A 24,261-nucleotide genomic window follows, 5' to 3' on the forward strand; every position below is an offset into this window, starting at 1 on the left:
GAGATTGGGTAGATGAATCAGATGATTGATCGCGTCCCACCACATAATAATGAAGCGGAGCAGTCGGTTATCGGGGCAATTTTCCTTGAACCACAAGCGCTCATTACAGCGGCAGAACTTCTTATGCCAGAAGATTTCTATAGGATGGCGCATGAGAAAATCTTCCAAACGATGATTATTCTAAGTGACAAAGGTCAGGCAATTGACGTTGTCACGGTCACGGAAGAACTATCTGCTAAAAAAGAACTGGAAGATGTCGGCGGTATTTCGTATTTGATGGAGATCGCCAACTCCGTTCCAACAGCAGCTAACATTGTGCATTATGCCCGTATCGTTGAAGAGAAAGCACTTTTACGGCGGCTTATCCGTGTGGCTACTTCAATCGTTGAAGACGGTTATGCGCGGGAGGACGAAGTAGAGGCACTTTTAGCTGAAGCGGAAAAGAAAATGATGGAAGTATCCAACCGGAAAAATGCTGGGGATTTTCGTCATATTAAAGACGTCCTCGTTGAAACGTATGACAGTATCGAACTTCTTCATACGCAAAAAGGTGATGTTACAGGTATTCCAACAGGTTTCCGGGATTTAGATAAAATCACAGCCGGTTTTCAGCGCAATGACTTAATCATTGTTGCCGCGCGTCCGTCTGTTGGTAAGACCGCATTCGCATTGAACGTGGCGCAAAATGTTGCGACTAAAACCGATGAAAACGTCGCAATCTTTAGTTTGGAGATGGGTGCGGAGCAGCTCGTTATGCGGATGCTTTGTGCGGAAGGTAATATTGATGCACAAGTGCTTCGTACAGGTGCTCTTGAAGCGGAAGACTGGCGTAAACTTACGATGGCAATGGGTAGCCTTTCAAATGCCGGTATTTTCATCGATGATTCGCCGGGTATCCGTGTCAATGACATTCGTTCTAAATGCCGTCGCTTGCAACAGGAGCACGGCTTGGGCATGATAATGATTGACTATATGCAACTGATTGCAGGAAGCGGCACTAAGCCCGGTGAAAACCGGCAGCAGGAAGTTTCAGAAATCTCCCGTTCGTTGAAATCACTTGCGAGGGAATTGAAAGTACCGGTTATTGCACTGTCTCAGCTGTCACGTGGTGTTGAGCAACGCGTGGATAAGCGCCCGATGATGTCCGATCTCCGGGAATCAGGGAGTATTGAGCAAGATGCGGATATCGTTTCATTCCTATACCGTGAGGACTATTATGATAAAGAAACAGAAAATCAGAATATGATTGAAATTATCATAGCCAAACAACGGAATGGTCCAACAGGTACAGTAACCCTTGCTTTTGCAAAGGAATACAACAAATTTGTCAATATTGACTGGAGTCAGCACGAATCTCCGGATTATTGATAAACACAAACATTATTTCGGGTCTTTGGAAATAACACCATCAAATAGAGAAAGACGTCTTGTGATACCGAGATTTCCCGGTAGACAAGACGTCTTTCTTTTTTATCGAAAAATACCTGAAAGTGACGTAGCAAAGTCGAAACAATGAAAAATAAATTGTCGAATAGAACGCTAAATGTATAAATAGCAAGGTAATAGTCGAGTAATGTGATAGAAAAGAAAGTTGAGAGAACCCTCTATCATTACAAAATTAATAGTTAATAAATGGATGCTATTCTACATTCTCATTACAAAGTCCTATAATACTACAAGAATGGTACCGGATATGTTAAATTAGAGAGGCGTGAAAATTTGCATACTGTAAATGATCTATATCAGTCTTCTGATTGAAATATGGAGGGAGTTTCATATATGTTTTTCAAAAGTAATAAACAGGACGAAACAAAAAAGGCATTACCAAAATTTATTCGTCCTTTCAAAAAGACTCAAAAGATCCTCGTTATGACAATGATCTTAGCGGGACTTGGGGTAAATTCAGGTTTTGCGAATGAAGAGGAGAGTAAGGACCTCTCGACCATATTCCATATCTATTCAAAAGGGGAATATGTGGGTGTTATAGCTGATCAAGAAAAGCTGGAAGAATTGAAAGAAGAAGAGCTGAAAAAAGCAGCCTCTGAATTTAAGAATCTTCCGCTTACAATAGGAACAGATTTATCGGTGATTCCAGAGCGGGTATTTACAGCAGAAACAGACGATGACATTGTCCTAGAAAAACTTCATGGAATGCTGTCCGTGGAAGCGGAAGCAATCGGCGTTTTAATTGACGAAGAACTGGCATTCTACGTTAATGATATGGCCACGTATAATGAAGTGATTCGCGAGTTGAAATTACAATCTGTTTCTGAGAAGAAGCTTAATGAATTCGAAGCCCGCAAAGCTTCTTCTGAACCAATACCCCCTTTGAAAGAAGATGAAACGCGTATCGTAAACATCTTAATTAGCGGTGAGATGCAGGCGGTACCGGGGAATGTATCTCCAAAAGAGGTAAGAAGTACAGAAGAAGCCATGGTTCTCCTTAATAAAGGGACACTTGAGGAGAAGAAGTATGTAGTAAGTTCAGGTGATGTCCTTGGATCAATTGCTGCCGCTCACAATATGGCAACGGCTAAATTGGTAGAAATAAATCCAGGATTTACAGTAGATAAGGTTCTTAGATTAGGCGACGAGCTCAATGTTACGGCTATTGAACCGTACGTAGAAGTGGAAGTTCATTATGAAACGAAAACAAAAGAAGCTATTAAATATGCAACTTTAACTGAAGAAGACAGTTCCTTATTTAAAGGCGAAAAGAAAGTAACAAAGAAAGGTTCTGACGGGGAAAAAATTGTTACAGAACTTATTCGTAAACGAAATGGTCAAACGATAGGCAGGTCTGTTTCTGAGGAAAATATTATTGCTGAAGCAGTAGACAAAGTGACGGTTGTCGGAACGAAAGTGATTCCTTCAAGAGGATCAGGTACATTCATTTGGCCTGCATCTGGAGGATATGTTTCTAGTCAAATGGGTACTCGCTGGGGTAGGACGCATCAAGGTATTGATATCGCACGTCCATCCTCGTATGGAATTGTAGCAGCAGATAATGGAGTTGTTACAACTACAGGATCGCACAGCACATATGGAAATCGGGTTGTCATCACACATAACAATGGATATGAAACCTTGTATGCCCATCTCTCTTCAATTGAGGTTAGTGAGGGACAAACTGTATCACAGGGAACAAAAATTGGTGTAATGGGGTCGACAGGTCGTTCAACGGGTGTCCATCTTCATTTTGAAGTATTCAAGAACGGTTCCAATATTAACCCCATGAGCGTGTTAAGATAATTAGATAACCAAAGACGATACACATGTTGTATCGTCTTTTTTTAACGTTTAGACTCCGGCGACTCGAGGGATAGAACTATATTCCTCCTACTTTTCGGATCTACCAAGGCGCTTACTTTTTTTGAATGTTCCATTCGACAATATTCGGGGTTTATTGCCCGGGAAATAGTGAGAGTGCTAGGAGAAGATGGCGACTTTGATGCGACAGTAGAAACGTGCGAAGCGTCGCGAAGAATGATAGAGTAAAAGGACACTGATAGAGGCGCCAACAGGGCGAGATGGGGGAAGATAAAATGCAAAACAAAGTAATTTTAATTGTTGATGATGAAAAACCAATTGCTGATATACTTGAATTTAATCTAAAAAAAGAAGGTTTCACTGTTTTTTGTGCATACGATGGAGATGAGGCGCTTGAAAAGGTAGAAGAAGTTAAGCCTGATCTAGTACTTCTTGATATTATGCTACCGAAGCGGGATGGTATGGAAGTATGCCGAGAAATCCGAAAAAAATATGACTTCCCGATTATTATGTTAACAGCGAAAGACTCGGAAATTGATAAAGTACTTGGTTTGGAACTTGGAGCAGATGATTACGTCACCAAACCATTTGGAACACGTGAGCTCATTGCTCGTGTGAAAGCAAATTTACGCAGGCATATGAAATCTGTTGAGGAAGAGCAAGAAGGGGCTACAAATGACATTACAGTCGGCAACCTGATTATTCAGCCAGATGCTTACCTTGTTCTAAAAAGAGATGAAAAAATTGAACTGACACATCGGGAGTTTGAACTTCTTCACTATCTTTCGAAGCATATTGGACAAGTTATGACGCGTGAGCACCTCTTACAAACAGTATGGGGTTATGATTACTTTGGAGATGTGAGAACTGTAGATGTAACAATCCGTCGTTTGCGAGAAAAGATTGAAGATGCACCAAGTAATCCAACGTGGATTGTGACAAGACGTGGCGTTGGCTATTACTTACGTGACCCAGAACAGGAGTAACTATCATGCAAAAAGTTGGTTTTTTCCGATCTATCCACGTTAAATTTGTCTTAATCTATGTGATGCTGATTTTAATTGCAATGGAAATAATCGGGCTGTACTTTGCACGCGAGCTCGAACAGAACATGAAATCTAACTTCACAACATCGATTGATGATAGGATGAGTTTGGTCGAATTCAGTGTGCGTGAAGAAATGATGAAAAAACGAGCTGCGGACGACCCGATGACACTTGAGAAGAGTCTTCAGGCCGTCCTTTCGAGTTTTAAATCGGAAGATATCAATGAAGTACGGGTTATTAATGCGGGGAATATTATTCTTGCAACATCAGCCTTAAATAATATATCTATGGTTGGACAACGTTCGGCGGACGACATTGTGAGGAAGTCAAATGCGTCGAAAACTCCATATGACATTATTAATCTTGACCGGAAAACAGGCAATCGAATTTTGGTTCGTGCAACGCCTATTGTTGTTGGAGATGAAGTGAAAGGCATACTTTATCTTGAGGCAAACATTGAAAAGGTGTTTAAACAAATCGATGAAGTAAATCGTATTTTAGCCGGCGGGGTAGCTGTTTCGTTGTCTATTACAATCATTCTTGGTATTTTAATCGCACAGACGATGACAAGACCAATATCTGATATGAGGCGCCAGGCTCAAGCGATGGCGAAAGGGAATTTCTCGCGAAAAGTTCGCGTATATGGAAATGACGAAATGGGCCAACTTGCAATAGCCTTCAATCATTTAACGAACCAATTACAAGAGTCTCAGTCATCGACTGAAAGTGAACGGCGGAAACTGGCTTCCGTATTAGAGAATATGACTGATGGCGTCATTGCAACTGATCGAAAAGGTCGCGTCAGCCTTATTAATGACTCCGCACTTCTTATGCTAAGACTAACACGGGATTTGGTCTTGAACCGACCGATATCTAGCATCCTTGGATTTGAGCAGGAGTATGCATTTGAGGATTTAATCCAAGTAAAGGAATCCATTGCACTGGATTTCAGTACGGAAGATCAGCCTTATATTTTACGAGCGAATTTTTCCGTTACACAAAGAGAAACTGGTTTTGTGAATGGTCTTATTGTTGTCTTACACGATAATACAGAACAAGAGAAAATCGATATGGAAAGACGTGAGTTTGTTTCAAATGTATCGCATGAATTGCGTACGCCACTTACAACAATGCGCAGTTATTTGGAGGCGCTTGCTGACGGGGCGTGGAAGAATGAGGAGATTGCACCATCCTTCCTTCACGTAACACAGACTGAAACTGAGCGGATGATTCGGCTTGTTAACGATTTGTTGAAGCTATCACGCATGGACAGCAGGGACTATGACTTGAATAAAGAATGGGTTGAATTCAATTATTTTTTCAAATCAATCATTGGTCGCTTTGAATTTTCGAAGTCTCAAGAAGTCCAGTTTATACGCCTTCTCTCTTCCTCCGAACTGTTTGTTGAAATCGATACGGATAAGATGACCCAGGTGCTCGATAATATAATTTCAAATGCGTTAAAATACTCACCAGACGGCGGAGATATCCGTTTTGGCATTACAATGTCCGGAGACTTTATTAAAGTAATGATTTCGGATGATGGTATGGGAATACCACAGGCAAACGTTAAACGTATTTTTGACAGATTCTATCGAGCAGATCGAGCAAGATCCCGTGCGATGGGCGGTACAGGACTAGGTCTTGCAATTGCCCGTGAAATGATTTTGGCGCACGGAGGAGAAATATGGGCAGAAAGCGAAGAAGGAAAAGGAACGACAATATTCTTTACGTTGCCGTTTGAACTTCAGGAGGACGGTGAGTGGGGTTGAAATATGTTGAAACTGTCAAATCGATTGTACTTATCCTACTTGTCGCTCTCAGTATCATACTAACATTTTCTATTTGGACGTACTCACCGCGTTATGAAACCATTGAGCAGTTCCCGCCCGTAGATATTTCTATAGGCGATAAAAAGAGAATTGATGAAATTATAAAACCATATAAAATGGTCTTTAATTTTGACGATGCTTTGAAAGGAACAACTGATTCAGATAAAATCGATCGTATTATGGAAGAGATAACGGACTGGAAAATAACAGAAATCACCACAGTGGAAGAAAACTTTACTTCAGAGGATATAAGTACTTTGCTACGGAAGCCTAACCGGTTTACAGTGTTCTTTCAAAGTGAAATTCCTTTGTCTGTCTATGACAGCGTTTTGAAAATTGAAGCACCGACGCCCGAGATTTCATTTAACCAGATTGTGGTTGAATGGAAGCCGGACAATACTGCGATGACTGTCTACTTCGTGAGCAAAGAAAACAAGAAGCTTTATAGCGCAAAAGTGAAGGCAGAGGATTATCAAAGTCTCGATAATTCAATATTAACAGTCGGGCGAGAACTTCAAGAATACAGAGAAGTAAACCCTGATAGTTCTTCCTATCTCGTAGTCTCAGTAGAGCCCGTGGAAACGATTAAGTACACTTTTCTGGAGGATGAAGTCTCCATTAATAAATTCCGTGATGCATTGTTCAGTGATGTAAATGCAGTACGGAACAGCCAAGTGGGAATTCATGTTGAAGAACTTGCTGACGATCATGCAATGATGAATGTTTATACGGAGAAGAAAACACTGAACTATGTTTCACCAAGTGCAGAAAGTCAAGAACTTGCAATACCCTCAGAGTTACTGATAAATACAGTCAACTTTGTTAATGAACACGGCGGATGGACAGACGAATTTAGATTTACGTACATGGATGCCGAGACCCGATCAGTAAGATTCCGGTTATATCTGCACGGATTACCTGTCTATACAGATTCCAGTTCTTCTGCTGAAATTCTGCCGAAGTGGGGAAAAAATCGGATATATAGTTATGCAAGACCGTACTATAGACTCAATTCTTCAAATCCAGCAAAATCAGAAATTGAACTTCTTCCACCAGGCATTGATATTGCCGAAAGTCTTAGAGAATCGGATAAGTTGGATATTGGTGCTGTCGAGGAAATTACTCCGGGTTACTTTATGAAATATAAGCCAGGACTTTTCATCATGGAGCCGGCCTGGTTTTACTTGATTAATGGTAATTGGAACCGCTTTTCACCTGAAATTTTAGGAGGTGAACTGATTGGATTGGAATAAGTCGAAAACGATATTTATTATCGTATTTTCAATCGTGAACGTTTTTCTTTACTTACTTTATGTGGACAAGGTTACAGATGCCCAAAATGTTCAGGTGATGGGGAAAACACCAATCGAGGAATTGCTGAAGATGGACAACGTTACGTATGATCAACTACCGCCCTATAAAAACGATCCGTCTTATGTGTCCGCAAAGTCTATGATATTTATAGATGAACAGATAAACAAACTTGAAAATCAAAAAGTCGAAATCTCAGACGAAACATTTCTTCAATCAAAATTGGACGATCCTGTCAGTGTGATGAATACGAAAGGCGATTTTGATTTTACGGAGATTCTCGCTAAGTATGTATTAAACGGTGCTGAGTACGAACTTTGGGACGTAGATGAAGAGGCGCAGGAAGCATTGCTTTTTCAGAAAGTGATGGACAATCCCATTTATTTCAGTAGTAATGCGAAGCTGGTATTGCATTGGAATGACAAGGGGGAAGTTACAAACTATGAGCAAAGTATGCTGCATGAATTCGGTACCTTTAATCGTAAAAAAGATCTTCTTTCCCCTATAGAGGCAATCGGTAATTTGTATTCAAACGGGCACTTGAAACAAGATTCCAAGGTAAAGTCTATGAAGCTCGGTTATTCGACACATGTTCAAGTATCGGAAACCCAAGTGTTTGCTCCGACATGGCATGTACGTGTAGAATTGAAGGATGGGGTAAAAGAAGATTACTTCATCAATGCAATTGAAGGTATGATTATAGAATTCCAGCAAGAACCGTTGGAAGAAGAGAATGAATAAGGGGTTTTTGCAATGCGTTTTAGTGTCCTCGCAAGCGGCAGTAGCGGCAATGCGGTATTTATAGAGAGTGATGAACATACCTTTCTCGTGGATGCGGGATTTAGTGCGAAGAAGATGGACAGTTTAATGGCTGGCATTGATCGTTCTATGAAAAAAGTTGACGGTATCTTTGTAACGCACGAGCATAGTGACCATATAAAAGGGATTGGTGTTGTCGCACGGAAATATGGCACACCAATTTATGCGAATGAAAAAACATGGCAGGCGATGGACGGTCTTGTTGGCAATATTCCGCTCGAGCAGCGCTTTCAATTTGATATGGAAACGGTAAAATCATTTGGTTCACTCGATGTTCAGTCATTTGCTGTCTCGCATGATGCAGCTGATCCGATGTTTTATGTTTTCCATGAGAATGGCCGAAAATTGGCGGTCATTACAGATACAGGTTATGTGAGTGATAGGATGAAAGGGTTCATCCGCGGTGCAGATGCTTTTGTCTTTGAAAGCAATCATGATGTTAGTATGCTGCAGGTAGGACGCTATCCTTGGTCCGTCAAACGACGAATTCTGAGTGATGTTGGACATGTATCTAACGAAGATGCTGCGGTTGCAATGAGTGAAGTTGTCGATCAAAAAGATACGAGAATCTATCTATCACATTTAAGTAAAGATAATAATATGAAAGATCTTGCAAGGATGAGTGTTACACAGACGCTGGAAACATGCGGTATCAGGACAGGTGAATTTGTTCATCTCTATGATACAGATGCAGATCAGCCGACTGAACTTGTCACAGTATAGAGTAATGTCTCTAGCCTTACCTTCAGGGGATTGTATAAAAACCTTGCTAAGGTAAGGTTTTTTATTTTGAAACGGTTGAAATAGGGTAATGTTAACTACAATGACATCATCATTAGAGAGGGAGAGGCGTATGGACGAACTAAATCAGAATCAGGCGAATGGAGAGCCGCAACCTTCTGCTCCTATGCCGGAAAGTACAGCGCGACATAGTCAAAAGCCGCCAAAAAGAAGAGGCGGATTCATATCCGGCTTCATTGGAGTTGTAATCGGTGCATTACTTGTATGGTTCATCATGCAAGGCGAAAGTAGTACAAAGGAACAGTCGCTGGTTAATGGCTCGGAGCAGAAGGTCGATGCTATGCAAACAGAACGCATATCTCTTGATGTAAATAACGACGTTACTGATATTGTCGAGAAAGTGGCGGATTCAGTCGTTGGCGTAACGAATTTGAAGACAATTAGTGATCCTTGGTCGCCTGTAGAAACGACAAGGGAAACAGGTTCAGGTTCGGGTGTCATTTATAAAAAACAAGGGGACAAAGCATATATCGTAACGAATCATCACGTTATAGAAGGTGCACAAGAACTTGAAATTACTTTCGATGATGGTTCGAAGACAGACGGAAAAATCGTTGGTAGCGATATGTGGACTGACTTAGCTGTCATTGAAATTGACGCTAAACTTGTTAAAACAGTTATTGATTTTGGGGATTCAGATGCTTTGAAACGCGGTGAAACGGTCATTGCAATTGGTAATCCGCTCGGTCTCGGTTTTTCAGGTTCGGTAACCGTTGGCGTTGTATCCGGAAAAGATCGTTCGATTCCAATTGATTTTGATGAAAATGGCACAGTAGATTGGTTTGCAGATGCCTTACAAACCGATGCCGCCATTAATCCTGGTAACTCGGGAGGCGCGTTAATTAACCTTGCTGGCCAGCTTATTGGCATCAATTCCATGAAAGTATCGGAGGCAACGGTTGAAGGAATCGGACTTGCGATCCCCATCAATCTTGCAATGCCGATTATCGATCAACTTGAAGAACATGGTGAAGTAAACCGTCCGACAATGGGGGTTACATTACTCGATCTTCGAAGTATACCAGCTCAACAACAACGGGAAATGCTAAAGTTACCGGTGGATGTAACAGACGGGGTTGTCATCAATGAAGTAATGAGCAATTCTCCTGCCCAACTTGCTGGTGTAAAGCAGTATGATGTCATCGTTGAAATGGATGGCGAAAAAATTGAGGACATGGTCACCTTGCGTAAACATCTGTATAATTCGAAAGAAGTAGGCGACACAATGCAAATGAAAGTGTATCGCGATGGTCAATTGCTTGAAATTGAAATGGTGTTAAAAGACGGTAACTCATTCTAGTAATAAAAATTATACACAGATTACCATGAAAAACTTATCCACAACGGGTATAATAGCTAACAGCTAGCTATTATACCCGTTTTTTTATTGTATTCGCTGTTTGTGGATAAATCTAAATATTTGTGAATAACTTTGTGTGAAATAAAAAAGCTGAAAGTTGGGATAGAAATGAATACTTATAGCTGTGAAACTCATATAAACCATGCTTTAGACGTTTTTGTAGCGGAGCAAGGAAAGTTTCCAATCATGGAAGTTGTATCGGAGGAAGAAAAGTTATCCACAAAGTGCAACTACTGTGAAGAGCCTTCGATATATGTTGTGGCGAACAAATAGTCGGACACAAGATGTAGATAAGTGTTGTGGATATGTGCATAAGTTTTGTTTGTAATAAATAAAAAAGGGTGGATAACTTGTGAATATAACGATTGTGACAGTAGGTAAATTAAAAGAGAAGTATTTAAAAATGGGCATTGAGGAATTCTCAAAACGATTAGGCGCGTATGCAAAAGTTAATATAGTCGAAGTAGCGGATGAGAAAGCACCTGAATCATTAAGCGACGCCGATATGGAAATTGTGAAGAAAAAAGAAGCGGAGCGAATTCTGGCGAAATTTGGGTCGGATACGTATGTGATTGCACTTGCGATTGAAGGTAAGATGAAGACGTCAGAAGAGCTAGCGGCGGATTTAGAGTCGTTGATGACGTACGGACGTAGTAAGGTGGCATTTGTTATTGGTGGATCACTAGGACTGCATGACAGTGTGATAAAACGCGCGGATGAATTACTGTCCTTTTCGAAAATGACGTTTCCACATCAGATGATGAAGCTGATATTGTTGGAGCAGGTATATAGGGCTTTCAGGATAATGAAGAATGAACCGTATCATAAGTAAAAGAGATTTTTAATATGAAATGAGAGATAAAAAATAACGTAACGTATAGATACTGATTTTTAACTGAAATTTATAATGCCTATGATTGGGGACCGTGTGAATGTTAAGTGAACAGACGAGATATTCTAGGCTTGCGAACATAACCAAAATAATAAATACAAAGTTAGAACTACGCGAAGTATTACAGCGGGTAACAATGGCAATATCCGAAGAGGTTGTTCAATGTAACTCTGTTGGTATTTATTTACCCCAGAAGGATGGAACATTCAGAGGGTTTGCAGGAAAACCAGAAGTTATAAATGGTATAACGCTTGATACGCAGGTAATAGATGTTGAAATAGACTTACTAGCCAAAGAAGTTATTGAAACTCAAAAAACCATCTACATCCCTGATACCTCAAAGGATAATCGACCGGATCCGAGATCAGTTGAAGCCTTCCAAATTAAATCCTTATTAGCTCTGCCTATTGCATTTGGGCACGAGTTGTTTGGTCTGGTTTTTTTATTTGATTATGGAACACCAATGAACTTAACAGAGTCAGAAATTCAAAGTGTTGAAGCTTATGTGAATATGGCTGCAGTCGCAATTCAAAACGCAAATAATTTAAAACAAAAAGAAAGCCTTATTGCTGAAAAGCAATTATTACTTAATGTTACACGTGACTTATCGATGTGTTCTTCTGTAGAAGAATGTCTCGATAAATGTTTTTATTACTTAGGAAAAGTTTTAGATAGCAAAAGTATTGCTGCATATCTTCTAGATCCGTTAGAAAATACAGCAATTAGATTAACGAAGTTAAGTAAAGACTGTGAGTGGACACAGGCAGATTGGATTGAGAACCTTAAAAGCATAAGAATGAATCAAAGCTTTGAAACCCTGATGCAAAAGGTTATTAAAACAAAAAGTGTAATTTCCGGCCCGAATGAAGAAAGTAAGTATCTATTTATGATTCCGTTGGTTTCAATGGGAGAAGTATTAGGGGTAATAGCAGTTGTTAATGTAGAAGGGAAAGCTAATAATTACGATAAATCTCAAATTCAACTAGCAAAATCTATAGTTGACGCCACAGCCCCTACGTTTTCAAACTTGTTATATATGGACCAACTTGAAAACATGGTGGAAGAGCGAACAAGCGAATTAGCTACTGCTAATGAAAAAGTCACGAGTGTTATTGAAAGTATTACAGATGGATTCTTTGCATTGAATAAAGAATGGGAATTTATCTACTTAAATAAACATCAATATATACCACAAAAGAAAACAGCAGAAGATGTATTAGGTAAGAATATTTGGAATGTCTTCCCGAAGAGTGTGGATACAGTCATGTATAAAGAATTTCATCGTGCAATGTCAGAGCGAGTATCAGTACATTTCGAATATCTCTCAACCTCTGATGATTATTGGTACGAAGTAGTCGCTTATCCGTATGACGAGGGGATCTGCTGTCTTTTAAAAAATATAACGGAAAAAAAGAAATATGAGCAAGAATTGAAAAGGTTATCAAATTTAGACTTAATAGGGCAAATGGCGGCAGGTATTAGTCATGAGATTAGAAATCCAATGACAACAGTACGAGGGTTTTTACAGTTATTAAAAAAAGAAGGCGAATTTGAAAAACATAATGGTTACTTTAATTTAATGATTGAAGAACTTGACCGGGCAAATTCTATTATTACTGAATTTCTTTCAATAGGTAATACAAGGACATCTGATTTAGAGATGTTAGATTTAAATTCAATTATTCGTGATATTACTCCTTTGATAAAAATCGATACATGTAATCAAAATAAACTTATTCAATTCGATATTAAAGACATCCCAGAACTACTTTTAAATCCTAATGAGATCCGACAATTAATAATAAACCTATATCGTAATGGCCTTGAAGCAATGAGCACAGGGAAAGTTCTATCCATCAGCACCTACAAGGAAGATGGAAATTGTGTAGTTCTTGCAATACGGGATCAAGGAGAAGGTATCAGTCCTCAGACAGTAGAGAAATTGGGTACTCCATTCTACACAACTAAGGATAATGGTACTGGATTGGGTTTAGGTATATGTTATGCCATTGTTGCCCGTCATAACGCAAAAATTGAAATTCAAACAGGATCTGAAGGAACTACTTTTTTTGTTAAATTTGACACCTACATAGGACTCCGTTGAATTCGCTATGGTGTTAGGAGATGCCTTCACTCAGATTATAGAGGTATTCATTTGTTCAAGATTAAATTAAAGTTAATCATAAAAAACTACTTTAGATTTGTCGTGGAAGTAAAATTTGAAGTGTCGATCCAATGGTAACGGCACACAAGAGCTTTACCCTTTGCAAGAAGCTAGGGTAAAGCCGTGGATTTTTGAGTGTTCCTATAGACGTTCGGCTTTACTATCTTTTAAATCGACTATAACTACTATATAATAGAAGTTATTCCGATCCATGAATAATTGTAAAAATTGAGACAGAAAAGATATGTGTCTAGGTCACTCCTTAGCTTGCTATAACGCCTAAGCAGGAGCGCCTACATCCTTTCTGCGAATACTAGGGTATAAAGGATGGTAAAAATGAGTAACCAAAAAACTAAAACAGACGTTATCTTAATTGGTGCCGGAGTTATGAGTGCGACTTTGGGGACAATGCTAAAAGAATTAGTACCAGAATGGAATATTAAAGTGTTTGAGAAGCTCGCAAATGCGGGGGAGGAAAGCTCTAACGAATGGAATAATGCAGGAACTGGCCATGCGGCACTGTGTGAGCTTAACTACACCAGTGAAAAACCAGACGGATCTGTAGATATTAGCAAAGCTATAAAAATCAATGAACAGTTTCAGCTTTCAATGCAGTTTTGGTCATATCTTGTAAACAATAAGCTGATCAACAATCCGCAGGACTTTATCATGTCATTGCCTCATATGAGCATGGTACAAGGGGAACAAAATGTAGCATTTTTAAAGAAACGTTTTGAAGCGATGTCAAATAACCCGTTGTTCAAAGGGATGGAATTTTCCGCTGACCCAGAAAAATTGATGGAATGGATTCCGCTAATTATGCAAGGCCGCCCATCAAATGATGCCATAGCAGCAACAAAAATCGACACTGGAACGGACGTCAACTTCGGTGCTTTAACGCGCATGTTGTTTGACCACTTACAGAATAAAAATGTCGATATCAATTACAAACATAGTGTTGATGCTATTAAGCGAACAAATGATGGCGCATGGGAATTGAAAGTGAAGAATGTCGATAGCGGTAGCATCGAACGCCATACTGCAAAATTTGTCTTTATCGGAGGCGGCGGAGGAAGTCTGCATCTACTACAAAAAACCGGTATTCCTGAAGGAAAACATATTGGTGGATTCCCAGTAAGCGGAATCTTCATGGTATGTAATAATCCGGATGTTGTGGCGCAGCATCACGCAAAAGTATATGGAAAAGCGCAGGTTGGCGCTCCACCAATGTCTGTTCCGCATCTGGACACAAGATTTATCGACAATAAAAAGTCATTGCTATTTGGACCATTTGCCGGCTTTTCACCAAAGTTCTTAAAGACGGGTTCAATGTTAGATTTAATAACTTCTGTCAAACCAAATAATGTGTTGACGATGTTAGCCGCAGGCGCAAAAGAAATGTCATTGACAAAGTACCTCATCCAGCAACTTATGTTATCGAAAGAACAGCGTATGAAAGAGTTACAAGAGTTTATCCCGAATGCCAAAATTGAAGAATGGGATTTTGTAGTAGCGGGCCAACGTGTACAAGTTATCAAAGATACTGAGGCGGGCGGTAAAGGAACACTTCAATTTGGTACGGAAGTTATCACTGCTGCAGATGGATCGATTGCAGCTTTGCTAGGCGCTTCTCCGGGTGCTTCTACTGCCGTACACGTTATGTTTGATGTCATTAAAAAATGCTTCCCGCAATATATCGAAGAATGGGAACCAAAATTGAAAGAAATGGTTCCCTCGTATGGCATGTCGCTAATGGAAAATCCAGAGCTTTTGCACGAAATGCATACTTCAACAGCGCAGGCGCTTGGTCTAAGCGAAAACTTGTCGGACCAAAGCTAATTCTTTGGATATAGAAACAATCGAGATGAACTATAATATAGAACCTTTGATCTGTCTTTGGATTGAAGGTTCTTTTTTCAAGACCCTTTAGCTAGATGGTCACGGAGACCTTTGTCGTAAGTACACAAAACAAACTACTCATAGGGAGTGAACAATATGATTACAAAAATCGGTCAAATTATGTTATATGTCAATAACCAAGATGAGACAGTGAAGTTTTGGACGGAAAAAGCAGGATTTAGCGTCATTTCAGAAGAAGATAATGGCCAAGGAATGAGGTGGATTGAAATCGCTCCAACAAAGGATGCGGAAACAACTATCATACTTCACAATAAGGAACTCATTGCTAAAATGCAGCCGGAATTAAATCTTCAAACACCTTCATTACTGCTTTTCTCAGAGAATCTTGATGAATTATACAGAGACTTTAAGGATAAACAGATCACAGTTGGAGACATGGTAACGATGCCTTCTGGCAGAGTATTTAATTTTGCGGATAATGAAGGAAATTACTTTGCGGTTTTGGAAAGAAAGTGAGCTTCTGACTAATGAAAAAATAAGTGCAAAAACGACTTAGAACATACTTCTTAGTCGTTTTTGTATTTGTTTAAACCTTGAGAGAATTATGTGGTGTCTCCTACTTGATAAAGTACCGGTTTATTTTTGATAACTCTCCATTAAGTCTTCTATACGCTGTTTTACTTCAGGCCAATCCTCTTCTATTACGCTATACATAACCGTATGTCGCACCGTTCCATTAGGTCTAATCATATGATTACGTAAAACCCCTTCTTTTTTAGCACCAATCCGTTCAATAGCTTTTTGAGATTGGCTATTTTCATGACCTGTTTTAAGTTGTACTCGTTGAAACTGTAGTTGATTAAAGCAGTAAAATAGTAGCAAGTATTTACACTCTGTATTGATGTTTGTGCGCCAAAATGACGGATGCAGCCAAGTATGACCGATTTCTAACCGTCTATGTGCAGTGGAAATATCGAAAAATCGCGTAGAGCCAATTATTTCATTTGTTGCTCGAAGCACAATGACAAAAGGGTATTCCGTTCCTGTTTCCCGATTAACTAATGCCTGTTCAATATAGGTCTGTACGTCTTCTTTCGTTTTTAATGTATCCAACATATGCGTCCAAATACGCTCGTCTTGGCAATGTGCATATATGCCATCTACATCATTTTTGGTCATTGGTCTTAAAACAACAGCATCTCCGTATAATTGAATAGTTTCCATGAACCATCACTCCTTTATTTCATTACACCTTAACTTTGATATGATTAGAAGTACCAAATAGTATAAAAGCAACCATACCAGAGGAGAGATTTTTATGGAGTTGTCATTCAATGGAGATGCCCCGTATTATCTTCAAATATATAGGCAAATTCGAGAAAAAATCATACAGCATCATCTTCTCCTACATACGAAGTTACCTTCAAAACGGCAACTTGCAAGGGATTTAGGTGTTAGTGTGCATACAATTCAGGAAGCATATGCTCAACTAATAGCTGAAGGCTATATCGAAAGTAAAGAGCGATCTGGTTACTTTGTTGCTGCTTATGATTATGAGCGCCTTGTTTCGAAACATCAGCAACTATATAGTTCACCCCCCGAAATTGCTGAAATCGACATCGACTTTCACTCAGGCCATGTAGCGAAGGATGTTTTTCCTTTTAAGACTTGGAAAAAGCTATTGAGTCGACATATAGGAGATGCCTCATTTACCATGAGTCCTTGGCAAGGTGAATGGCGCCTACGCCAAGAAATTGCTGCCTATGTTCAACAATCCCGTGGTGTATCATGCGTGCCGAATCAAGTCTTCGTTTGTAGTGGTACACAGACACAATTGCATATGATTTGTCAGTTTTTCTATGAAGCAGCGTCTGTTGCTATTGAAGACCCGGGATTTATTCGAGCTAAAGCGGTTTTTGAACAACAGCGAATACCTTATGAAGCGATTCCTGTAGATGAATTAGGAGTGACTGTTCCGAGTAAATCACATCAGTTTCTCTACACAACGCCAGCACATCAATTTCCACTGGGGATGATTTTACCGATACAACGAAGAATTGAGTTAATTAATTGGGCCCATCAAAACAATGCTTACATCATTGAGGATGATTATGACGGCGAATTTCGCTATAAAGGAAAGCCTATACCCTCACTTGCTGAGCTTGATGAAATGAAGAGAGTCATTTATTTTGGTACATTTTCAAAGACACTTATTCCATCTCTTCGTATGAGTTACTTTGTTTTGCCTATCAAGCTTGTTGAGCCATTTGAGCAGAAGTTTGCTCTTCAAAAATCAACGGTTTCTCGAATGGAACAACTTACCCTTGCTGACTTTATGAGGGAAGATTATTGGAGACGACATCTCGATAAAATGCGGACGATTTATCGACAAAAACAGAGGACGATTTTAAAGGCAATTCATCACTATTTATCGCCCGAATATGAAGTTATCGGGGAGAGCTCTGGTCTGCATATCGTTTTAAAGTTACCTGCTGATTTAACGGAAGAAGATGCTATTGAATTAGCGAAAGTAATTTATATTCGTATTTATCCAGTTTCAAATTCTTACGTCAATGTAAAATCAACTAATTTAGTTTTACTCGGATATGGTGGGCTTTCTAATGAGGACATTACTCGTGGAATTCAATTACTTGCAAAGGTTTGGCAGGAAAGATAGTAAGGGGCTATTCTTGTCGTGCATTTGCAACTGTGAGCAAAATGTTTACCAAGCATTCTAGATAGGACAGGTTTAAATAAAGAGCTTCAAGGAAGGTTTGTCAATACGGGAAGACTGTGAGAGGATATAAGCATATAACGAATGGAGGAAATGAAATTATGCCTAATTTACCAAATTGTCCAAAATGTAATTCTGAATATACATACGAAGATGGTAATCTTTTTGTTTGCCCAGAATGTGCCCATGAATGGTCTTTAGGAGCAGAAGCTGAAAATAGTGAGGAAACAAAAGTTTATAAAGACTCAAATGGAAATGTCTTGAACGATGGTGATTCTGTAACAGTCATCAAAGACCTTAAAGTAAAAGGAAGTTCATTAGTCGTTAAAAAAGGTACAAAAGTAAAAGGAATACGGTTAATTGACGAGGACCATGACATTGATTGTAAAATTGATGGTATTGGAGCTATGAAATTAAAAACGGAATTTGTTAAAAAGTTATAAGTTACTTTTCACTTCAAAGTACTTGGCTGTACACATAGAAAAAGCTAGGCGACGAGAGCCTAGCTTTTTTTTATCATTTATCACATCTGTTGATTGACTATTTTCTTGCACAAGATACTGGTAAGATAGGTGCAAAATCCTTAATTTGGACTAGTTCGTTTCCGGCTCGCTTTCGGATAAAATAATCACGACAGTTTTACCGAGGGACAAGTGTGGCTAGAAGGGACTTCGTCACTTCTAGCCACACCCTTGGGGAGGAATTGCAGTTCATTCCTCCTAGGTCATCTTGTAGCGATTAGTTACCTGTCGCGTACCTACAACGTTCAAGTGAAAATTGCAGTTGCTTGGAAAATAAGAATAGATGACTTTTCACAGAAGTTATTAGTGCCCGAAGATACAATTTTGGGCACGTTTGCACGTTGTCCAATGCGTTCCTTAATTGCTTTTAGCAAACATCATATGATGCCCTATGGAAAGTGACACTTCTTTAAATTTTTTTTAAAAAAATCCTATAGAGAGGAATTGAGCAGCCCAAATTGTATCTTTGGCAGTCTTTATCCAGATAAGAAACCACTAATCTTCTGGTCCAAAAAGCTTTAGAACTTCGTGTGAAGCCAATGAAAAAGTTCTTTTTTATAGAAAGAACTAGTTGATTGTAGTGAAGAGCGGCGACTCCAGCGGGAACAGCGCGAGCTGAAGACCCCGCAGGAACGCAGTGACGAGGAGGCTGAAGCCGTGCCCGCGGAAAGCGTCCGCTCGAAACGGAAATCAACGGGATTGAAGGAAATCGTAATTTTTCAGTGCCCTCCTTCGTGTACCTTTGACTTTGGGGAGCGACTGATGAACGACCACCATACTGATTACCGAAAAAGCTCAATAGGGATGCGACGAAGTCGCATCCCTATTGAGCAAGATATCTCGGTACTGGTATAGGAGTCGTTCAATCCAAAGAGATCTAAAAGCAACTGTACTCAGGACGCTTAGTGTTTGAGTAATTTTTATTTTGTGAAGTTATCGAAATAGCCTTGTATAAAGACGATAGGTGTACCTTTATCTCCGCTTCCTGATGTTAAATCAGATAGAGAGCCAATAAGGTCGGTAAGTTTTCTTGGTGTAGTACCTTGTGCTTCCATTGCTCCTACAAGATCATCGTCTTTATCGGTAATGAATTGTGATATAGCTTGTTTAAGGTCATCGCCTCTTAAATCGGCAAAGTTATTGTCGGCAAGATATTTTAATTTTATTTCATTAGGTGTACCGTCAAGCCCTGGTGTGTAAGCTGGTGATACGACTGGATCCGCAAGTTCCCATATCTTACCGACTGGATCTTTAAACGCTCCATCTCCGTAAATCATGACTTCAATATCTTTGCCAGTCTTTTCTTTGAGTATATGCTGTATGTTATCAACGACAGGTTGGCAATTACGTGGGAACAGTTTTACATCATCTTCAGTTGATTTATTTGACCCAAGCAGCCCATAATCTTCGTTATAACCGCTACCATCCATAGACTCGGCTAATATGTCATCGAGGCTATAAACGCTAATGCCACCATTTGCTTTTAATATTTTTTTAGTTCTAAATCTCGTGTGTATATCACAAGTAAGAACATGTTTTGTGTAATCTAAAATCGTTTTTGGACTGTTTGAGAATATAACTTCACATTCAATACCGTATTCTTCAACTAATGATTTATAGTAATCAATATAATCAATACCAGTAAAAGCATGTTTATTATAACCAAAATGGCCGCGGAACTGTTCTTCCGTTAAAACGTCTGTCCAAGGGTTAATTCCTTTTTCATCAAGCATGTCCAGATCCACAAGGTGATTCCCAACTTCATCAGAAGGATAGCTAAGCATTAAAACAACTTTTTTAACGCCTTTTGCAATACCTCGAAGGCAGATTGCAAAACGATTACGACTTAAAATAGGGAATATTACTCCAACAGTTTCTTCTCCGAACTTTGAACTAACGTCTTTAGCAATATGATCAATCGTTGCATAATTCCCTTGAGCTCGAGCAACAATGGATTCTGTTATAGAAACAATATCTTTATCATTAAATGTAAAGCCTTCAACTTCGGAAGCTTTTAACACACTTTCTACTACTATATCCTCAATATTATCTCCACGATTTATTATTGGGCAACGGAGGCCTCTTGCAACTGTTCCAACTATTCTTTCCAATGGAATCGCTCCTTAATATTACAAAGTATATTTATATTAACTAACTTTCTATCTGTACTATACAACGCATTAGTGGTATAAGTAAAATTAATATAACAAATGGTCGGTATAAGGGGTGCTTATATGGTTAGTAAATTAGATTTATATAAAATATTTTGTCAAGTAGGAAAAAGCGAGAGTTTTTCCAAGGCTGCAAAAGATCTTTATATGACGCAACCAGCAGTTAGTCAGGCAATCATGCAGTTGGAAAGAGAATTAGATACACGTCTTTTTTATAGAAGTCCAAAAGGCGTATCTCTGACAAATGAAGGTAGTCTGCTATTTGAATACGCCAATTCGGCTATTAATTTAATTCATGTCGGAGAAGAAAAGATTTTAGAATTTAAAAACTTAACGACAGGTGAATTAAAGATAGGTGTAGGAGATACAATTTCAAGGTATTTTCTACTTCCCTATTTGGAGGCTTTTCACATTAGATATCCAAATATAAAATTTACGATTGTAAATGGTACGACATTGGAACTCTGTTCGATTTTAAAATCAGGTGGAGTAGATGTTGCTGTTTGTAACTTCCCGATTGACGATCCTACATTAGAACTGAAGCCATGTATTGATATCCAGGATACATTTGTTTACGGGGAAAGGTTTAAGAAAATATTGGCTAAACCCTTAAGCCTACATGAATTAGTAAAGCTTCCATTAATTTTTCTTGAATCGAAATCAAACTCGAGAAAGTATGTAGAGGATTATATGATTTCTAAAGGTATAAAGATTTCACCGGAATTTGAATTAGGTTCACATGACTTATTATTAGAGTTTGCTAAAATAAATTTAGGGATAGCGTGTGTAACAAAAGAGTTTTCTCAAGAGTATTTAAATAAAGGATTGTTATATGAAGTACAACTAAATGAAAAGATACCGACGAGAAGTATAGGCGTATGCTTTTTAAAAAGTGTACCATTATCACGAGCCTCAACAAAATTCGTTGAGATTGTAGAAGGCAAACAGCTGTAAATTACTTTTCACCAATACCCGGTACCCACATTTATTAACGGTTAGATTGGAACTTCTGATATAACGGAAATAGTCCTAATCACGACATCACTCGCTTCTGTTGACCGAGATAATGCAAAAGCTCCATAAAAAGTGCAGCCAAAATCCCCATTAGCATGCCGTTCGAAAGGATTGGGCGTATAAGCTGTGGAATCGTTGTAAAGGCCGTTGCCGGTAATGTCATAATCGATAGTCCTAATAACACCGGTAAAGCGATGCGATAGACTGTAGTGGGTTCGAATCTCAGGCCTTCTATGTTGCGAATTGCTGAGCGGAACAGCTGTAAATAAGCAACAAACAGTACTGTGTTACCAACGCTATGCGGAATTGTTGAGAAAAAGGCACTTAACTGTGGAACCGATCCCAAGAGGATGAATAACATGGATCCTACAAAAAACGGTGCTCTTTCGCGAATTCCAGTTGACTGCAAAAATCCTAATGATGAAGCGTAGGGTGCATAGGGGACGAGTCCAAGCACGCCTGAAGCTGTCGACAACATCCCTGTTAGGAAGAAGGAGGCACGGTACTGCTTGGGAGTTGTCTCCTGTTCAAAAACATCTTCTGCCCCTTTCAATGTGGCAATCGTATTCGTAGTGTTTAATAATCCAGTAATGACCACCGTAATGACGATGCCCCACTCAAAAGCGGGTTGCCCCCAAGGAAACCAGGTAAGGAAAGGCGTCGTTTTAATTGTCTCTGTTACTTCCGCAGGAAACAGCAGGGCGGCAGCAATCCATCCGACTGTCATTCCGATGAGCAAATTCAAGCTGCTAATAATTCCTTTTCCTTTTACATGGATAAGGATCGTCAGTGCGGCGAGAGTAAATGAAAAACAGGCGACTTTTACATCTATAGAATCACCTATATTGAGGCCAATCATTCCTTTTAGAAAAATAGTGATGAGCTGATTAGCTAGTAATAGGAGAAAAACAAACATTACGATGGGTGTAAACCATTTCTTTAACACTTCTCCCATACCCAAAATACCGAAAACTGCGACAATAATGCCCGAAATTATAACCCCAACTGCAATGCTGCCACCAATCGTAGTTAGTTCGAGATTCATCGTACTGGCCGTAGCAGCCAAGCTTAGGATGACGCCCCACCACAGTCCAGATTGACCCTCCATTAATGCTAAACGATGCCCGATAAGCCCTTGCAGCATACAGGCCACTCCTGTGAAGATGAAGGAGCGTTGAATGGCGGATACAATTTCAATGGATTCCAACTGAAAAGCACTGCCGACAGAAATAGGAATAACGACTGTATTGGCAAACATAAAGAACAGCCACTGAAATCCCGCTAGTAAAGTGATAGACGCCCCTACTGACTTAGTTTTCATTCAATCCGCTCCTCTATAAGTAGCTCTTAATTCTTTTATATCTTCAACCAATTTACTGCCAATTGTAGTTGAAAGAATATCGTATACAGGGTACAGTTCCTTTATCCATTCCTGTTTTTCAAAATCACTTAGTTCATGAATCTGAATAGATGAGTTACGTTTGATAAGTTCAAGTTGCTCTTCGTTCATTAGTATAGAATGCCGGTCGTTCCAGGCAGTTGTCTCATCCATAGCTTCAAGTAGGATTTGCTGAGTGTTTTTTGTTTGCTGATCCCAGACTTTTTGATCCATCATCACGACGTAACCTAGGTATCCATGATTACTGATCGTCAAATGTTTTTGAACGTTATAGAACTTTTTAGAATGGATATTTGAAATCGTATTCTCTTCGCCATCAACATGTCCGGCTTCGATTAAGTTATAGGTGGAATTAAATGATTCTTGTTGCGCCTTAGCGCCTAATAGATCATATTGGGCTTGAATGACATCACTTTTCATAATCCTGATTTTTTGCCCTTTTAGATCTTGTGGTGTAACAATAGGGCCTTTGTTTGATGTGATTTGTTTAAAACCATTGGACCAATGGGCGAGTCCAATAATGCCATTTTTTTGTAATGAGTTTAGCAGGTGTTCACCGATAGGCCCATGTATTCCTTTGTGAATAGCTTCATGATTAGGGAAGGCGAATGGTAGATCGAGAACACCCCATTCAGGAGAAAGTACTCCAAGTTTTGAGGTGGAGGTAGCTATTATATGTACTTGCCCTTCTTTTAAGGCATTAATATCATCTATATCAGAAAACAAACTTCCGTTTGGGAAGACGACGATCTTTATATGACCATTTGATTTCTCATTAACGAGCTCTGCAAACTTGTCTGCCGCACGTCCTTTCGGCGTATTCTCGGCAACGACATGGCTAAATTTAAAAATGATTTGATCACTGAGTCCTTCCTGATCATCGTCATAAACCAGTTCTTTCTGAGGAAATAGATTATAGTATCCTAAAACAATAGCAATACCAGTGCCTAAAAGGAGCATATAAACAAATATGTTTTTCACCGTAAGCCTCCTATTACTTCGTTAGTGTAAGCATACTCAGAAAATTGCGATTCGTAAAGATGAATAGTAGGAAAGGGGAACTGAAA

Annotated in this window: 20 protein-coding genes; 16 read left to right on the forward strand and 4 right to left on the reverse strand. The window is 39.3% G+C overall.

The window, feature by feature from the left end:
• The first annotated feature begins 12 nt into the window (after positions 1-12).
• The 13 genes from dnaB to ACP8HG_RS16990 all read left to right on the forward strand — a co-directional run bounded on the left by dnaB (position 13) and on the right by ACP8HG_RS16990 (position 15,871).
• On the forward strand, positions 13-1,368 hold the full coding sequence (dnaB, locus tag ACP8HG_RS16930; RefSeq protein WP_067204134.1) for a replicative DNA helicase: 1,356 nt from the start codon (positions 13-15) through the stop codon (positions 1,366-1,368).
• 411 nt (positions 1,369-1,779) lie between these two features.
• Positions 1,780-3,252, forward strand: coding sequence for a M23 family metallopeptidase (locus tag ACP8HG_RS16935; protein WP_342539329.1), 1,473 nt, complete (start codon positions 1,780-1,782; stop codon positions 3,250-3,252).
• A 293-nt stretch (positions 3,253-3,545) separates the two neighbouring features.
• A complete protein-coding gene (yycF, locus tag ACP8HG_RS16940) occupies positions 3,546-4,256 on the forward strand; it encodes a response regulator YycF (protein ID WP_067204140.1) in 711 nt (236 codons plus the stop codon).
• Between the two features lie 5 nt (positions 4,257-4,261).
• Positions 4,262-6,088, forward strand: a complete 1,827-nt coding sequence (walK, locus tag ACP8HG_RS16945; protein ID WP_338654372.1) for a cell wall metabolism sensor histidine kinase WalK — start codon at positions 4,262-4,264, stop codon at positions 6,086-6,088.
• Positions 6,079-7,401, forward strand: coding sequence for a YycH family regulatory protein (locus ACP8HG_RS16950; RefSeq protein ID WP_399629945.1), 1,323 nt, complete (start codon positions 6,079-6,081; stop codon positions 7,399-7,401). Before walK ends, ACP8HG_RS16950 begins: the two co-directional genes overlap by 10 nt.
• On the forward strand, positions 7,388-8,200 hold the full coding sequence (locus ACP8HG_RS16955) for a two-component system regulatory protein YycI (RefSeq protein WP_399629948.1): 813 nt from the start codon (positions 7,388-7,390) through the stop codon (positions 8,198-8,200). Before ACP8HG_RS16950 ends, ACP8HG_RS16955 begins: the two co-directional genes overlap by 14 nt.
• Before the next feature lie 12 nt (positions 8,201-8,212).
• Positions 8,213-9,001 carry an MBL fold metallo-hydrolase gene (locus ACP8HG_RS16960; protein ID WP_067204153.1) on the forward strand — a complete coding sequence of 263 codons (789 nt, stop codon included), beginning with the start codon at positions 8,213-8,215 and terminating at the stop codon, positions 8,999-9,001.
• Positions 9,002-9,131: 130 nt separating this feature from the next.
• Positions 9,132-10,379, forward strand: coding sequence for a S1C family serine protease (locus ACP8HG_RS16965; protein ID WP_231885746.1), 1,248 nt, complete (start codon positions 9,132-9,134; stop codon positions 10,377-10,379).
• A gap of 168 nt (positions 10,380-10,547) precedes the next feature.
• Positions 10,548-10,712, forward strand: coding sequence for a CxxH/CxxC protein (locus tag ACP8HG_RS16970; protein WP_082786443.1), 165 nt, complete (start codon positions 10,548-10,550; stop codon positions 10,710-10,712).
• A 79-nt stretch (positions 10,713-10,791) separates the two neighbouring features.
• Positions 10,792-11,271, forward strand: coding sequence for a 23S rRNA (pseudouridine(1915)-N(3))-methyltransferase RlmH (rlmH, locus tag ACP8HG_RS16975; protein WP_067204158.1), 480 nt, complete (start codon positions 10,792-10,794; stop codon positions 11,269-11,271).
• 100 nt (positions 11,272-11,371) lie between these two features.
• On the forward strand, positions 11,372-13,435 hold the full coding sequence (locus ACP8HG_RS16980; RefSeq protein ID WP_438297281.1) for a GAF domain-containing sensor histidine kinase: 2,064 nt from the start codon (positions 11,372-11,374) through the stop codon (positions 13,433-13,435).
• A gap of 396 nt (positions 13,436-13,831) precedes the next feature.
• Complete coding sequence (locus ACP8HG_RS16985; RefSeq protein ID WP_342539332.1) at positions 13,832-15,334, forward strand: malate:quinone oxidoreductase; 1,503 nt, start codon at positions 13,832-13,834, stop codon at positions 15,332-15,334.
• 156 nt (positions 15,335-15,490) lie between these two features.
• Positions 15,491-15,871: a VOC family protein gene (locus tag ACP8HG_RS16990; RefSeq protein WP_338654362.1), complete on the forward strand. Its 381-nt coding sequence runs from the start codon at positions 15,491-15,493 to the stop codon at positions 15,869-15,871.
• 120 nt (positions 15,872-15,991) lie between these two features.
• Here the strand turns inward: ACP8HG_RS16990 and ACP8HG_RS16995 are convergent, their stop codons facing one another.
• Positions 15,992-16,579: a GNAT family N-acetyltransferase gene (locus ACP8HG_RS16995; RefSeq protein ID WP_438297284.1), complete on the reverse strand. Its 588-nt coding sequence runs from the start codon at positions 16,577-16,579 to the stop codon at positions 15,992-15,994.
• A gap of 94 nt (positions 16,580-16,673) precedes the next feature.
• Between ACP8HG_RS16995 and ACP8HG_RS17000 the strand changes: the two genes are divergently transcribed.
• A complete protein-coding gene (locus ACP8HG_RS17000; RefSeq protein ID WP_438297286.1) occupies positions 16,674-18,032 on the forward strand; it encodes a PLP-dependent aminotransferase family protein in 1,359 nt (452 codons plus the stop codon).
• Positions 18,033-18,190: 158 nt separating this feature from the next.
• Positions 18,191-18,532, forward strand: a complete 342-nt coding sequence (locus tag ACP8HG_RS17005; RefSeq protein ID WP_067204173.1) for a zinc ribbon domain-containing protein YjdM — start codon at positions 18,191-18,193, stop codon at positions 18,530-18,532.
• A gap of 998 nt (positions 18,533-19,530) precedes the next feature.
• Here ACP8HG_RS17005 and ACP8HG_RS17010 read toward each other — a convergent pair.
• Entirely contained in the window at positions 19,531-20,721 is a 1,191-nt protein-coding gene (locus ACP8HG_RS17010) for a coenzyme F420-0:L-glutamate ligase (RefSeq protein WP_187046297.1), read from the reverse strand.
• Between the two features lie 123 nt (positions 20,722-20,844).
• On the opposite strand from ACP8HG_RS17010, the gene ACP8HG_RS17015 reads away from it, so the two are divergent.
• Positions 20,845-21,735, forward strand: coding sequence for a LysR family transcriptional regulator (locus ACP8HG_RS17015; RefSeq protein ID WP_067204177.1), 891 nt, complete (start codon positions 20,845-20,847; stop codon positions 21,733-21,735).
• Between the two features lie 79 nt (positions 21,736-21,814).
• Here ACP8HG_RS17015 and ACP8HG_RS17020 read toward each other — a convergent pair whose 3' ends face one another.
• Positions 21,815-23,116: a uracil/xanthine transporter gene (locus ACP8HG_RS17020; RefSeq protein ID WP_340741146.1), complete on the reverse strand. Its 1,302-nt coding sequence runs from the start codon at positions 23,114-23,116 to the stop codon at positions 21,815-21,817.
• A complete protein-coding gene (locus ACP8HG_RS17025) occupies positions 23,117-24,175 on the reverse strand; it encodes a DctP family TRAP transporter solute-binding subunit (protein WP_187046299.1) in 1,059 nt (352 codons plus the stop codon).
• Positions 24,176-24,261 lie beyond the last annotated feature (86 nt).

It is taken from the genome of Sporosarcina sp. FA15, from assembly GCF_051550195.1.
GTDB lineage: Bacteria > Bacillota > Bacilli > Bacillales_A > Planococcaceae > Sporosarcina > Sporosarcina psychrophila.